This is a genomic window from Escherichia sp. MOD1-EC6300, from assembly GCF_002965045.1.
GTDB lineage: Bacteria > Pseudomonadota > Gammaproteobacteria > Enterobacterales > Enterobacteriaceae > Escherichia > Escherichia coli_F.
Genome location: NZ_PTRH01000006.1, coordinates 203,056 through 217,975, shown reverse-complemented (window position 1 = coordinate 217,975; position 14,920 = coordinate 203,056). Strand labels below are relative to the sequence as shown.

Here is a 14,920-nt window from a genome sequence, read left to right as displayed (position 1 = left end):
GTATTGGGGACTCACCGTCAGGAATGATTATCCCCAATAGATCAAGTGGTTAAAAATTATTACGCTGTTATTCAATACAACTCATCAAGTTTTCTCATCGCTTGTTCCCGTATTGCGCGCGTCTTACCGTTAAGCGCCAGCTGGCGAACTAAATCCAGTTCAGGGTTAACAAGCTCTAACGCCAGCAAAGGATCACGTTTCAGCCTCGCCTTCAATACATCAACTGGAAAGCGGGGATTATTCATCGCCACAATCCACCACTCGGGATCAATTTCTGCCGCCAGTGCCGCAGGGGGGGTGTGGCGGTTGCTAAGTGCGCCGAACTTGAAAAATGTGAGATTGCTTTTCGCCAGTGTACTCCACCATATACGATCCGGTTGTTTTGCCAGTACATCCAGTTGTGCTAACGCATCGGGGTCGAGTGCATAATAAACACGTAACGCTTCGTTAACCTGCGCACGGGAACTGTTTTCCTGCCTCAGAAAAAACTTCGCCCAAATATCATTGCGTGGCGTGTTTTGCTGTAATTCCTTGAGAACAACAGCGGGTAAATCATCCCAACTAATTAATGCACTCTCTAAAAAGTCCCAGTCGTCCGAACGTATCAGAGAGGTGGCATTTAATAGCATCTGGTCATCAACTTCACCGTAGCTGATAAGCTCAGACAAAATCATATCAGCGCTGGTTTCATATGCATCTGAATCTGCTTTGGGATTATTTTTCCGATGCGATAAAGCACGTTGCCAAATTTTTTGTTTCATCGACGTGCTCAGATACTGATTTTTCGCCAGATTACTCCACCCCTCAGGATCGTTGAAACGTGTCAATAACCGTTGTAGAGCAGCGTCAGAGTGAATTACCTGCATATCCCGACAGCAAAAGTAGGCAGGGGATTTTTTCTCCATCCTTTTAACAAAATTAAACTGTAAGTTATCTGGCAATGCTAAAAATAACACACGTATTAGATCATCGTCATTCTCGAATTTTTGGTATAAATATACTGCTATTTTGTCACTCTCTTGTGGCGTCATCCGCAACAATTGACCATGGTGTTTCATCTCTGCCAGTTTGAACGCTAATCTTGTGACAACATCGTTTGATGAATCGTTCGCCAACTGCATTGCCTGATTGTAGGTGAGTTGTCCTCCAGCACCGACTTGACGAATAGAGGAATCATCACTGCGGATATAGCCATCAATAATGGATTCGGGCAATAACCACGCATCTTTATAAAGCTCCTGAATGATCATATCCCAATCTCTTTTCGCCAGAGTCATGACGATATCCAGAGGGAGATTTTCACGTAGCGCAAGATTCAACGGACCGACACCATCAGGTAGATGACTCATTCGCGTCATTATTTCGACAGAGAGCGGTTCACGGTCGAGCAACCCCAGAACAACAGGCTGGTAACCTAATTGCTGATCGGTCAACTCCAGAATCTCATTGTCAGGCATATATCTCGCCATACTTGCAATCGTTTTTTCATCATTGCTATTAATAAGTTGTTTGCGTAGGTTAGCTGAAATTCCTTTAAGCCTTGGGAGAGTTCGCATTATGGCAAGATCAAATGTCGCAATATCTCGTCCTTCAAATGCAGCAACGTTGCCTTCATCCAGAATTTGCAATTCCTGCACTAACTCAGGAGAAGGCTTAGGGCGAAACAGCGCTTCTTTTTTCATCTGATTACAGACATTCCCTGCCATGCGAATATTGCTTCGCTTAAAAATTTCTTTCAGAGCATCTTCATCATTTATTAGACCCCAATAATATGCATCAGGATTTATTATCATCAGCGCTTTTTTGACATTTTCAGTGTCATTTTTATCACTCGCACGGACCATGAATTCACTATTTGTCGAAGACGCAACAACAGGTGCAATTATGTCATTGATAAATATCCCACGCGCATTAATACTCCCCTTAATCGTAGACGGATTATCGTAATATGAATCGATAAATACCAGTCCACTTGCATTTATCGAACCGGTAATTAACAGTGGTGAATCCGTAACTATATTCGTTGCCGTCACGTTACCGAGAATAACCCATGGATTAGAAAGAGAGAAAGTGGAAATATTACCTTTGACTGTCAAATTGCCAAGAACAATCAATTTTTGATTACTCTCTATATTACCTTCTACCACTAAATCGCCACGATGCACTTTCCAGTCCGATGCAGATAAACCGAAGGGGACAAGATTCACGCTACTGTTGATAGCTTGTTCAACTTGCTGTTTATCTTCAGCGGTAGCCGCAGATAAAAATGGATTAATATCAACTGCATTTGCAACACATCGAAGTTCCGCCTGTACTGGAAGACTCAGGATAAACAGGGGAAGTAAACGTATCCAGCCGCAAATCCTGGCCTTAAACATATGCACTCCATGCCATTAAAAAAGAAACAAAAGGGAAATGCATCTTTCCCTTTTGTATATTCGTTATTCTCGCGAAATACCATCCAACGTAGACAACACGTCCGCAGAAAGATGCAATTTTTCAGCAGCCATATTCTCCCGTAAATGCGCAACAGAAGATGTTCCAGGAATCAACAAAATATTCGGTGAACGTTGTAACAGCCACGCCAGCGCTACCTGCATTGGTGTCGCATTAAGGCTCGCAGCAACATCGGAAAGCGTGGAGGATTGCAGCGGCGTAAAGCCCCCGAGCGGGAAGAACGGCACGTAGGCAATGCCGTCACGAGCCAAAGCATCAATCATTGCGTCATCAGCACGATGAGCAATGTTGTATTCGTTCTGCACGCAGACGATTTCGGCAATCTTGCGTGCCTCTGCAACCTGCGTCGGTGTGACGTTGCTCAGGCCAATATGTTTTACCAGGCCTTGTTGTCGCATCTCTGCCAGCACGGTCAGGCTGGCTTCAATCGATCCTTCCGCTGGGCCATGACCATCCCCCATCATAACGCGCAGGTTGACCACATCCAGTACGTCCAGTCCGAGATTACGTAGATTATCGTGTACCGCTTTTTGCAACTCTGCCGGAGAAAATGCGGGCAACCAGGAGGCGTCCTCTCCACGCCGCGCCCCAATTTTAGTAACAATGGTCAGGTCGTCAGAGTAAGGATAAAGCGCTTCGCGGATAATCTGATTGGTGACGTGTGGACCATAAAAGTCACTGGTATCAATGTGATTAACGCCTAATGCCAGCGCCTCGCGCAGCACGGTTATAGCGACGTGGCGATCCCTTGGGGGACCAAAAACTCCAGGACCTGCCAGTTGCATCGCGCCATAACCAAGACGGTTAACGGATTTTGTACCGAGAGTAAATGTGTTGCTGCTCATCGCACCCTGCCCTGTAATAAAACGGATTAAGAAAAATCAGTATAGAAACGAAAAGAGTTAAATAATGCGAAGGCGTAAACAAGATTACTGGATGAGTTGCTCTATTGTCCTGAAAAACACCAAAACAAAACGCGTCAAGCGCCGCATCCGGCAATAAAAAACCGCAACCTGTATCAGCGTTGCGGTTTATGCATCACATACTAAAAATTAGAACGTTTTCTTGAAGTTCAGCATCACGCCTTTATCGCTGATACCATCCTCTTTCCAGTGGTAAGCATCCAGATTCAGCGAACTTTCTTTGCTGCTGTACTTCACGCCGACGCTTGCCAGACTGTTGATGCCGCCGCCCTTCTGCCCATCATCGACATTAAAGTGCTGGCTGCCTGCGCCTGCCAGGCTTGCCGTGCGCTGGCTCTTGCTGTAGCTGAGGTTCGGCCCACCTTCCAGCGTGGCGTTCGCACTCCAGCCGTCTTTCCCTGCGTAGTCCAGCTTCAGCCCGACGATGCTGTCCACCGCCGTTTCGCTGCCGCTGTTCATGCTCAGGTTAAAGTCTCCGGCATTGCGCTCCTGATAGTCGCCTTCCAGCGTGTGACGCAGTTTCACACCCGCATATGGCGTGATTTTCAGCCCTTCGCGCGGTTCAAAGGTTTTCGCCCCTTCGCTGCGGAACTCCAGGTACTGTTGTTTCACATTCGTGTCTGCCGTCTTACTGATGTCGCCGTAAGCCACCGAACGGCTGCTGTCCAGTTGGTGAATATCGTAGCGCAGCGCGTTATTCCAGCTCATACCGTTGTCAAAGGACATCTGATGCTTCAGGCCAAAGAACTGGCTGTAGCCGCCTGTAACACCATTATCACCCGCTTTCTGCGCACCATCGCCGTCCAGACGGGCGATACCGTACTCCAGGCTCATGGTCTGGTTTTCGCTCAGGTCGAGGGTTTTGCGCAGCGCCAGCATGTCGTACTCGGTATTATTCCCCAGCTCTGCACGCGGATCGCCTTTCGCCACCACGTTAAATGCCAGACCGTTGCCCATCTTCGGTGCTGCGTCTGCCAGCATACTAAAGCGATTGCTTAACACACGCGCTTCGCGGAATACCGTGGTCGCCTGGCTACCGCTAATTTGCTTAAGTGCGCTGTTCAGCTCTGCAGTGGTGCCGACGTTCAGACTGGTATACAGCTCATTGTTGGTGTAACCCGCATCCAGCGCTTTTGCCACGTCATTCACTGAGGCATCCGTCGCCACATCGGTGTAGGCTTTTTTGCTCATGGTCACGTCAACGTTGCCGCTGGCGTCGGTACTGCCTGTCGCCTGCCAGACAACAGATGTCGAAGTGATCGCTTGCGCATCGGTCAGGTTGCTGCCTTGCACCACATCATCAAAGCTGGCGGTTTTGTCCGCCGTTCCCGCCGCAAAAGCAGTGTTGATCTCCACGCCTTTCATACTGGCGTTATTGACCATCAGCTTACCAGCGCTACCATCGGCGTTCGTCCCCACCACGTAACCATTGAGGTTGTTCATGCCATCGTTGCGGCTAACGGAAGAAGAATGACTGTCGTCGTATGGCGTAATGGTGGGTTCTTCCGGCGCGGTAAAGTCGACATAGTGTACTTCCGTACCGTCTCCCCCTTCACCACTGCCCTCCATCACCGTGCCAGATTGTTTAATTAATCCGGAACCATTCACGCTGTCGTCAATATAAACAGTGCCGTTGTTAACAATATGACCATTGCTCCCGAGCTTGCTGAAGGCATATGAATTGCTGGCATATATATTGATGGTGCCGTTATTCTCAATCACCGCATCAGCCGTGGCATCGGATTCCAGTTGCATCCCTACCATGCCTGTCCTGGTAGTTCCTTGCGTGCCAACGTTAATGGTGCCGTTGTTGATCATTTTGGCTTTACCGTGCGCCGACATCGCCACATTACTATTTTTGTCGATATTAATAATGCCGTCGTTTATTGCCTTGCTGGCCGTGTTTGATGTCAGGATCTGCCCGTTGATGAAGCCAGACTGGCCATTATAGAACGTATGCCCATCACCACCGGTGCTAATTCTCATGTCACCTTCTACTGTCCCCCAATTATTAAAATGTCCTGTCCACAGCGCATTCGTCGCCACCGTTGCCACACTGCCTTCCAGATTGTTGAAGGTGCCACCTTTATCAACCGATGCATTATTTACGGTACCAGCATTATTAAAGGTAGAGGCTGCAGCAAAAGTTATTTTCTCTACTTTTCCACCGGCCTGATTATTCATTACGGCAGACCCGGAAGAACCTTTCCAGGCGTTCACCGTTCCGGTGTTATAAAAATTGCTGGCCCACTGGTCAACCGTGTTGATGCTGCCTGAGTTGTGAATAACCGATCCTGCAACAGTCGTTCCGACTTGCCCGCTCACCGTACCTTCGTTAGTGAACACGCCGCCATCCACAGAAACAGTTTTTGTCGTGCCGTGGTTGGTGTATTCCCCACCGGTTGCGATATCAACCTCAATAATACTGCCCGTGGTTTCATTGACCAGATGACCAAAGTCAGCCACGGTGACAGGTCCCCCGGTGACCGTACCCGTGTTTGTTACCAGGGTTTCGGCGGTTGCCGTGATATCAGTAGTACCGCCATATGAATACAGGTTAAGCGTTTCCCCGTCAGCCGAAATAATGTCACCATTTCTCCAGCTTAATGAAACAAACCCGTCAGTCGGGTTATAGGCGTTATTGTCCTGGCATTTCCCAAAAGTACAGATGGATCCGTAATTAACGATAGTCCCGCTGCCATCGTTATAGAACGCCTGCCCGTTTTCAGCATTAATATTGATGATGCCCGTCTGATCATTAATCGCAGTGGCACCATTGTAAACAGCCATGCCGACCAATTTATTTGGCCCCAGCGTATCATCATCATTTTCATTTACTTCCAGATTTATAGTTCCCTGGTTAATAATAATGTTACCTGGCTTCATCGCAGCCATACCGGCACCGGAATTATAGAGTGTTATTTCACCACCCTGCTGGTTAATGGCGGTAGAATTAACGCTGGCACCAGAACTGTCTGTACCCACAGCCATCCCGACAGCATAATCTTTGGCGCTGTCATGAGCGATATTGGACGCCAGACTGGAAGTATCGTTTTCATCAACCCATAATGCGTCAATGAAAATCTTACCCATATTGTCAATGGTTGAATTATTGGAGGCCAGCATGCCAACACTCCCCCGGCCGTACATTTGGATCTCACCGGCAGTATTATTTAAAGCGGTGCCATTGTTGCCTGCCGTCATCCCCGTCAGACTAATGACTTGATTATTAAAAATTAAAGGGTCACTCAAACCTTGAGCGTTCAGACTATTGAAAATACGTCCCTGCGCGAGTACCTTACTGGTGATGGCACTGTTATTAACAACTCGACCACCATAGACGCTCAAATACGCAGAACTAGCAGAGTCTGATGTATTCCCCTCTACGCCGTAGATAGAAATCGTTACGTTGTTATTATTTACAGCTAGCGACTCTTCACCAGTAGCCCTGGCAAAGCCAATATTACCCAGTTCTACATCACCATTATTTATCATCTGCGAACCGGAATTCACCAGTACAACCTGTGATGTGTCACTATTATAATGTTCAAATGTATTTATATCTTTTAGGATAAAAGTGGCGTTGCGGCCAAGTTCTAAATGGGCTCGGTTATTCAGTTGAATGATATCGCCTAATCCAAGCGGAAAAACACCACTGATTGTTGAATCCCCATTTAGATACAGAGTAGAGTGCCCATCGATTTTGATAACAGGCGTATCGCCATAACCATTACGTTTTAAAGCAGGTGTGGAGCCATCCTGTAGAGTATTTTCTTCGCCAGCTAAATGGATACCACCATTAATTTCGACGGTATTACCGTCACCCGACACAACCAGACCATTAATATTTTCCTGGCTGCCATCCATTTCATTATAGATACGAGAAGTGACTTCACTGTCAGCAACAACGGTAAGATTGCCATTTAATACGATATTATTGTCGTGTCCCTGCACCTGAATGCCAACAGAAGGGGTAAAAAAGTCATTTATTGAATGCTCTCCGGCCTGATTTTTATCCACCAGAATATTACCGGTAATTTCAACTTCATTGCCATCACCGGCTACATTTACCCCTGTCGCAACACTGCCGGTCACATTAAGCTCATTTGTCGCCAGCGTCATGGCGTTATTATTTCCAGAGACATCCAGACCGGTTGAATAATCCCCTACATCCACACGGCCAGCCAGAGAAATCAGACCATCATCTCCGATGATGCGAATCCCGGTACTGAAATTATCAGCAATGATGTCCCCCACATTGATAAGGGTAGAATGATTACCCTCAATCAGAATCCCTGTCGCATTGGCCTCTGAACTACCATTACTGACGGATATATCCCCCCTGTTAATGAACGTCGACGCATCACCACTGAGAGAAACACCCTGCGAATTTTCATCCACGACCGTTATATTTCCTTTGTTGCTGACGATCGCGCCATTACCCTCAACATCAATACCCCGTGCAGCATTGCTAACGTATAAATCCCCTTCCTGTATAACCGTCGCATTATTACCAACGATTTTGCTGCCCGTTGAATTTTGCCCATCAACCGTCATATGTCCTTTATTATCGGTCCTGACATCATTACCGCTAATAACGGCCCCTATTCCGCCGTTATTGACAGTGGAGTCGCCAGTGTTATTTAAGATTGTACGATCGCCATTGACGATAACCGCCGTGCCAGCATCGACCACCGTCTGACCGTTATTATTGATGGTTATATTATCGCCGGTCAGGATACCGACCACCGAACCTTCACCGACAGCCTCTGTTTTACCCTCGTTTGTCAGCGCAATGTTGTTACCATTAATCATCATCACCGTGCCGCCATTCAGGGCCGTGTTACCGCCCTGGTCAGTGATAATCGCATCATTAACGGTAATTATTCTGTCCGTTGTTCCATCAGACACGACACTGGCTAACTGTGTGACGTGGAGTTTACCTTCGTCATCGTAGCGCCATTCCATATCACCTGTGGTACTCACACCACTAAACATGGCGGTATGAGTCTCTTCATGGTTTTCCCACTCAGTCACAATGGTTTTTCGGCCATCTTTTGCCGTCAGCGTGTAGCTACCATCTTCATTTTGGGTATAAGTGAACGTCGCCCCGCGAATCTTCAGGGTTTGCGCGTCCTTGTCCCATGTCACATTGTTATCAAAGACAACGGGTTCTGTTCTCGGGGGGTCAACATCATCACCGCTATTGTCGGGTGGAGTAACATTACCGCCGTTATCTGGCTTTACAGGTATACCTGAATCTTCATCACTGGGAACGGGTAGCGGTAGAGGGCCATTATCATCTGGCGGTATGGGCTGGGGAAAAGAAGAGTGAGCAGAATGATCATTGTCATGAGACAATTCAATCACTGCGAGTGTTGCCAGTACCGCCGTGGCACCTAATGCCAGTAACGAGCTGAAACCATTATTTGTAACAACAGCACATTTTTCTGGCACTGTTTTCAACTTCGTTGACGGTCGGGCGTGCCCTTCTGACTGACATGTCATTTGAGAGCTTCTGCGCATACTGTCTGCACTCTCGCCTTCTGTTATTTCCGCCCCCCAGCTTTGGCCACTTAACGCTATAGCGATACACGCTGATAATAACGTTTTCTTTTGCATGAGAAATCCTTTTCAATGAATGACATTTCAAATAATAAAATATGAGTAATAGATAAGAAATAGCCACAGGCTGTGTCATGATTTAATGCCTGCTCTTGAAATTTTATTTAGCAATCCCAGAACATTCAACTTAATTAGTATTTCGAAACCTCAATGTAGACACATAAAAAACAAATTATTCGATTACTTAGGCTATTTGTTGCATTAATACACATCCTCTAACAATAATCAGACAAAAAGCAATGTCAGCGTCAAATTGGGTAGCTGATTCATATTACTGACCACTCCGGAAATTCATTCATCGTGAAAATATTAACATTTCAACCATGTTCCATTTAATCAACCCACTGAAAATCTGGAGGTTATCTACTGCGGTTTGTTGTTGACTGCCCCTGACAGGTTTACCAGGCGTTGACAGAAGATGAGGCTTGCAAGATGCTAAAAACAATGTGGTGTTACAAGCAATCCCATAAACCTCGTAACTTCACTTAAATGAGCGATGCCGTCCATATTTGGGTTGACTATAAAAACCCTTAATATTGAGGTTGATGATGATATTCATGATGGCATTGGAAAAATAGGACACCCATAAAATATCTATACAGCCTTTAAATTAAATCATTGAAATATCGCTGTTGCATAGTGCTTATTTTTGCAACCATTTCCCGTTAATTCCCTGCACATATTCCCCCGGTTTGGCCCGAGCTACAAGCTTTTGTCCGGCAAGCTTCGCGATATCATCTACCGATACATTATTTTGCTTTGCCAGTTGTTGATAACTCACTTTACGTGCGGCATTAATCTCGGTTACTAATTTCTCTGTTTCAGCATCCGTTTTCAACGCAACCAAATAACCGTTAAATGTTTCACCTACCCGCCCCTGAATTCTGGCCTCGTCCAGTGTTAATGCCACTACATTGCTGCTTACCAGTCCAACAAGAAACGCACAAAGAAGTAATGTTTTCTTCATCATCCCCTCAGAAAAGATCGCTACGGGTTTTGAGTAAATCTTCGACATCTTTGTCTGCCTTAATGATGATCTCATGCTCAATTTTAACGTTCATATTGATAGTGATCGGTTCCTTAGGTGCAGCGACTTCAATGCGAGGCGTACAGCCAACCAGCATAAAAGATGACGTCAACGCAGCCAGTAAAATTTTCATTGTTTTTCCTCACACCCTTTTCCTTGCGGACAGCCATTTTCCGGCAGACGCGCGTTCTGCTCCAACCATGCCTGGAGATTATCGCCAAAGCGTAAACTGCGCCACAGGGTAAAAATATTCTCTTCATGATGGTAATTAAGGTTTACCGTACCACTTTTACCGTCGACGCGACTGGTACCTGTAATATTGGCCTGCATGGTTAACACACCAAGATTATCTAAATTAATTTTTGTCGATGAACGGCTAATTTCCATATAGCGCAACCAGTTAATCGCTGAACCCGCAGTCATATTGTCTTTCACCACCGCATCTGCGGTGTCTTTATCCAGCCGCAAAGTCATTGGTCCGCTATTTGCCAGCCAGCCGTCTTTAACTATCCATTTTTCATTGTTCAGCCATAAAGGCAATGCCCCACTAAATGCCCCGGACATGGCGAATTGTTTCGGATTGACGGCGCTAACCAGTTCGCTGGATGAGAGATTATTCAGCCGCAACAGCGCCGGGTCATGTTGCGGCATGCGTAATTGTTTCATCAGCACGTTACCGCCTAACACATCGACGCTAACATCGGTCAACAACAATGGTTCGTCTTCACTCCACGGATAACGCCCTTGCAAGTCAGCCGTAATATTTTTCGCTGTCACCAGATTAATCACTTCGGCAATTCGCAACGTAACGGGGCCGCGAGTCCCCAGATGCCAGGCTCCATCGGCAAAACGGAAAGGCAGGACAAAATCGACACCGTTGACCTGATTATCTGGCATCCAGGCACTACCGCCTTTCAACACACCGTGCCCTCCCGCGCGGAATCCTTGTTCAGGCGCAGCAGAAAATGCAACCTGGGCATACAGCTCGCCATCGCGTAAGTTCATCTTCCAGTCGGGTGGCACCAACGGTTGAAACACAGTCAACGATTGCTTAGGCCACCAGGCGTTACCGCGCAGGCGAATGCCGTCCCAGCGTCCATTTACCTGCACCGGCCCAATCTCACCAGCATGTAAATCCCCTTTGAAGAGGAAATATGTCGGATCGCGTCCATCGACACTAAATTTTAAGGTTGATGGCGGTAACACACTGCCACCCGTGAACAGCGTTTGCCCGGCGTCCAGTGACAGCGCGCCGCTGAACGAAGGATTCTGCACATCACGTACCCAGACGACGGGCTTGTCGAGAATCAATCGCGGCTTTTCTACCGTCATTGTCCCGTATTGCAATTTGTCAAAGCCGGTTGAGAGATCGGTCAGCGTAATCGTGCTGTCATGCCACTCACCTTTTCCTGCGACATCCCAGGTGGCATTCATCGGTGTAAAACTCCCTTTTCCCCAGTAGCGCCACTGCCAGCGGCCAGCGTCAGGGAGAAAATCATTCGCCAGCCCATCCATATGCAGTACGAAATCGCCCAGTTCATTTTCATGCGCCTGCAAAATGGCCTGCAAACGTCCGTCAACACCACGTTGGGTGACTTTTACACCCGCTAAAGGCCAGCGGATTTCATCAATATCCAGCGAATCGATGACTCTTCCCTTCGAACGTAATAACGCGCCTGGCTCAAAGGCCAGCGTTGGGTCAGTCAGACTTCCGCTTAGCTGCGCAGGTAAACGGGCATATAAAATGAGGTCCGCCTGTTTCGCTTCACCGGTCAGTTGCATAGGCAGCTGGCTGTTATCCATGCTTAATTTTCCTGGGCCAAAATTAAGCACCGCGTTGCCCTTACCCGCTTGCCCCTGGGTCAGCACACTCAGTCGTCCGCTGACCAGAGCATTCTCAAGCCCTGCCTGCCAGTTGTCGACTTTGACACCCAGTCGTCCACTCAAAGGAAAACCTGCATACGGCCAGCTCCAGCGACCATCGCTTACGGTCAATTGTTGGCGAGTAATTTGCCACGGCAGATCGAGCAACGGATCGCCGTTATCCCGTGCCAGCACAATCAATTGCCCGCTATTTTCCTGCCAGTCCAGCTCGGCATCCACCAGTGAAGGCTCCTGCGGCAAGTTTAACGTCGCAGTAGCATGACCACTTACAGGAAGTCCATCCGGCACTAGCGGCATAGTAAATTCCCCCACCAGTTTAACTGGCGGCTGATTTTCAAACGCGACGACATCCAGTTCGCTGACTGTAAGTTGTTGCCCTTTCAGCTGGCCTTGAAATTTAACTTTTTCGCCCTGATAACGCAGTTGCTGGATATCGGAGTTTAATGCGAGAGAGAGTTTTCCCTGCCATTCCTGCCAGGGAGAAAAAATCAGTTTATCGATATTGATCCAGGTGTTAGGCAACATGGCCTGCCACTGCGCGAGGGTTTTCGGAGCGGCTGGCGATTGCTCCGTCTGCGGCAATTTCGCCAGACAAGCAGAATCAAGTTCTACCGTGCCGACGTTCAATAACCAGCGGCTGGGATGAGAAAGGCTGGCGTTTGTGATATGTGCAAGCTGACAATCTCCTACCAGATAACGGAGATCGGGAATGATTAAACCTTTACGCGTAATGCGTGGGCTTTCATCTAAAGCAATACGTGTGCCGAGCGGTAGCCAGATGCCCGCCAGCGTGGGAACCCACAACCCGAGCGTCATCAGTAGCGTCAACGGCACAAGAATAATCAGTAATAGCAGCGCGAGAACGGCTTTATATTTACCCAACATGGGTAGTTAATATCCTGATTTAGCGAAAAATTAAGCATTCAATACGGGTATTGTGGCATGTTTAACCGTTCAGTTGAAGGTTGCGCCTACACTAAGCATAGTTGTTGATGAATTTTTCAATATCGCCATAGCTTTCAATTATATTTGAAATTTTGTAAAATATTTTCAGTAGCTTAAATGTGATTCAACATCACTGGAGAAAGTCTTATGAAACTCGCCGTTTATAGCACAAAACAGTACGACAAGAAGTACCTGCAACAGGTGAACGAGTCCTTTGGCTTTGAGCTGGAATTTTTTGACTTTCTGCTGACGGAAAAAACCGCTAAAACGGCCAATGGCTGCGAAGCGGTATGTATTTTCGTAAACGATGACGGCAGCCGCCCGGTGCTGGAAGAACTGAAAAAGCACGGCGTTAAATATATCGCCCTGCGCTGTGCCGGTTTCAATAACGTTGACCTTGACGCAGCAAAAGAACTAGGGCTGAAAGTAGTCCGTGTTCCAGCCTATGATCCAGAAGCTGTTGCTGAACACGCCATCGGTATGATGATGACGCTGAACCGCCGTATCCATCGCGCATATCAGCGTACGCGTGACGCCAACTTCTCTCTGGAAGGTCTGACCGGCTTTACCATGTATGGCAAAACGGCAGGCGTTATCGGTACTGGTAAAATCGGTGTGGCGATGCTGCGCATTCTCAAAGGTTTTGGAATGCGTCTGCTGGCGTTCGATCCGTATCCAAGTGCGGCGGCGCTGGAACTCGGTGTGGAGTATGTCGATCTGCCAACCCTGTTCTCTGAATCAGACGTTATCTCTCTGCACTGCCCGCTGACACCGGAAAACTACCATCTGTTGAACGAAGCCGCCTTCGATCAGATGAAAAATGGCGTGATGATCGTCAATACCAGTCGCGGTGCATTGATTGATTCTCAGGCGGCAATTGAAGCGCTGAAAAATCAGAAAATTGGTTCGTTGGGTATGGACGTGTATGAAAACGAACGCGATCTGTTCTTTGAAGATAAATCCAACGACGTAATCCAGGATGATGTCTTCCGTCGTCTGTCTGCCTGCCACAACGTGCTGTTTACCGGGCACCAGGCATTCCTGACAGCAGAAGCTCTGACCAGTATTTCCCAAACTACCCTGCAAAACTTAAGCAATCTGGAAAAAGGCGAAACCTGCCCGAACGAACTGGTTTAATCTTGCCGCTCCCCTGTACGCCAGGGGAGCTTATTCAGATAATCCCCAAAGATATTTCATCCTCTATTCTTAAAATATTCCTCAGTCAGAAACCGTAATTGAGAACCACAATGAAGAAAGTAGCCGCGCTTGTTGCGCTAAGCCTGCTGATGGCGGGATGTGTAAGTAATGACAAAATTGCTGTAACCCCAGAACAGCTACAGCATCATCGCTTTGTGCTGGAAAGCGTAAACGGTAAGCCCGTGACCAGCGATAAAAACCCGCCAGAAATCAGCTTTGGTGAAAAGATGATGATTTCCGGCAGCATGTGTAACCGCTTTAGCGGTGAAGGCAAACTGTCAAATGGTGAACTGACAGCCAAAGGGCTGGCAATGACCCGTATGATGTGCGCTAACCCGCAGCTTAATGAACTCGATAACACCATTAGCGAAATGCTGAAAGAAGGTGCACAAGTGGATCTGACCGCGAACCAGTTAACGCTGGCGACCGCGAAACAGACATTAACTTATAAGCTGGCGGATTTAATGAATTAATAGCTGCCACAGCTCCCGGCGGCAAGTGACTGTTCGCTACAGCGTTTGCCGTTGGGTAATGCACACATCCCAATCGCCGTACCATCCAGTTGACGGGCAACAGAAAGCGAACCGCCGATCATTGCACAATTTGCTTCTCCACTACTGGACATCGACACTTTTAAACCTGGCGCTACGTGCGCCGCAGTCGCCTGCTGAACAGGTTCACTACTACACGCCGACAATAATAAAGCGGCACACCCTACCCAAAACGCTGCTCGCATCTTTTCTTCCTCTGATCTTCAAGCCAAACGACACCGCCATAAATAATAGGCAGCACAGAGGGCGGCGTCGAGAGCTGTCCTGCGCGTTGCCCCGCATTTTTACTTTTTTATGGCTATTTTTTTGCC

9 protein-coding genes are annotated in these 14,920 nt (G+C 47.6%); 2 read left to right on the top strand and 7 right to left on the bottom strand.

Annotated features, from left to right (window positions below; translation table 11 throughout):
• Positions 1–71: 71 nt before the first annotated feature.
• The 6 genes from BGE37_RS11995 to BGE37_RS11970 form a co-directional block, all read right to left on the bottom strand.
• On the bottom strand, positions 72–2,378 hold the full coding sequence (locus BGE37_RS11995) for a DUF2773 domain-containing bactofilin (protein WP_105288055.1): 2,307 nt from the start codon (positions 2,376–2,378) through the stop codon (positions 72–74).
• 63 nt (positions 2,379–2,441) lie between these two features.
• Positions 2,442–3,302 (bottom strand): pyridoxine 4-dehydrogenase, encoded by an 861-nt coding sequence (gene pdxI, locus BGE37_RS11990; RefSeq protein ID WP_088542028.1) that lies wholly within the window; start codon positions 3,300–3,302, stop codon positions 2,442–2,444.
• 207 nt (positions 3,303–3,509) lie between these two features.
• The gene (locus BGE37_RS11985) at positions 3,510–9,002 is read right to left on the bottom strand and encodes a BigA/YdbA N-terminal beta-barrel domain-containing protein (protein WP_088542029.1); all 5,493 of its coding nucleotides are present in this window, start codon (positions 9,000–9,002) and stop codon (positions 3,510–3,512) included.
• A 646-nt stretch (positions 9,003–9,648) separates the two neighbouring features.
• Positions 9,649–9,975 (bottom strand): YdbL family protein, encoded by a 327-nt coding sequence (locus tag BGE37_RS11980; RefSeq protein ID WP_160530660.1) that lies wholly within the window; start codon positions 9,973–9,975, stop codon positions 9,649–9,651.
• Between the two features lie 4 nt (positions 9,976–9,979).
• Positions 9,980–10,165 (bottom strand): YnbE family lipoprotein, encoded by a 186-nt coding sequence (locus BGE37_RS11975; RefSeq protein ID WP_000698143.1) that lies wholly within the window; start codon positions 10,163–10,165, stop codon positions 9,980–9,982.
• Positions 10,162–12,801 (bottom strand): YdbH family protein, encoded by a 2,640-nt coding sequence (locus BGE37_RS11970; protein ID WP_088542030.1) that lies wholly within the window; start codon positions 12,799–12,801, stop codon positions 10,162–10,164. Before BGE37_RS11970 ends, BGE37_RS11975 begins: the two co-directional genes overlap by 4 nt.
• A gap of 207 nt (positions 12,802–13,008) precedes the next feature.
• On the opposite strand from BGE37_RS11970, the gene ldhA reads away from it, so the two are divergent.
• Entirely contained in the window at positions 13,009–13,998 is a 990-nt protein-coding gene (gene ldhA, locus BGE37_RS11965; RefSeq protein ID WP_000762229.1) for a D-lactate dehydrogenase, read from the top strand.
• A gap of 110 nt (positions 13,999–14,108) precedes the next feature.
• Positions 14,109–14,531, top strand: a complete 423-nt coding sequence (gene hslJ / locus BGE37_RS11960; RefSeq protein ID WP_001309480.1) for a heat shock protein HslJ — start codon at positions 14,109–14,111, stop codon at positions 14,529–14,531.
• Here the strand turns inward: hslJ and BGE37_RS11955 are convergent.
• Complete coding sequence (locus tag BGE37_RS11955) at positions 14,528–14,794, bottom strand: putative hemolysin (protein ID WP_088542031.1); 267 nt, start codon at positions 14,792–14,794, stop codon at positions 14,528–14,530. The two genes, hslJ and BGE37_RS11955, sit on opposite strands and share 4 nt — an antisense overlap.
• Between the last annotated feature and the right edge of the window lie 126 nt (positions 14,795–14,920).

Bases quoted from the DNA above. Each gene is read 5' to 3' on its own strand.
- BGE37_RS11985 (WP_088542029.1), bottom strand. From the start codon at position 9,002: ATGCAAAAGAAAACGTTATTATCAGCGTGTATCGCTATAGCGTTAAGT.
- BGE37_RS11975 (WP_000698143.1), bottom strand. From the start codon at position 10,165: ATGAAAATTTTACTGGCTGCGTTGACGTCATCTTTTATGCTGGTTGGC.
- BGE37_RS11970 (WP_088542030.1), bottom strand. From the start codon at position 12,801: ATGTTGGGTAAATATAAAGCCGTTCTCGCGCTGCTATTACTGATTATT.
- BGE37_RS11955 (WP_088542031.1), bottom strand. From the start codon at position 14,794: ATGCGAGCAGCGTTTTGGGTAGGGTGTGCCGCTTTATTATTGTCGGCG.
- BGE37_RS11980 (WP_160530660.1), bottom strand. From the start codon at position 9,975: ATGATGAAGAAAACATTACTTCTTTGTGCGTTTCTTGTTGGACTGGTA.
- pdxI (WP_088542028.1), bottom strand. From the start codon at position 3,302: ATGAGCAGCAACACATTTACTCTCGGTACAAAATCCGTTAACCGTCTT.
- hslJ (WP_001309480.1), top strand. From the start codon at position 14,109: ATGAAGAAAGTAGCCGCGCTTGTTGCGCTAAGCCTGCTGATGGCGGGA.
- BGE37_RS11995 (WP_105288055.1), bottom strand. From the start codon at position 2,378: ATGTTTAAGGCCAGGATTTGCGGCTGGATACGTTTACTTCCCCTGTTT.
- ldhA (WP_000762229.1), top strand. From the start codon at position 13,009: ATGAAACTCGCCGTTTATAGCACAAAACAGTACGACAAGAAGTACCTG.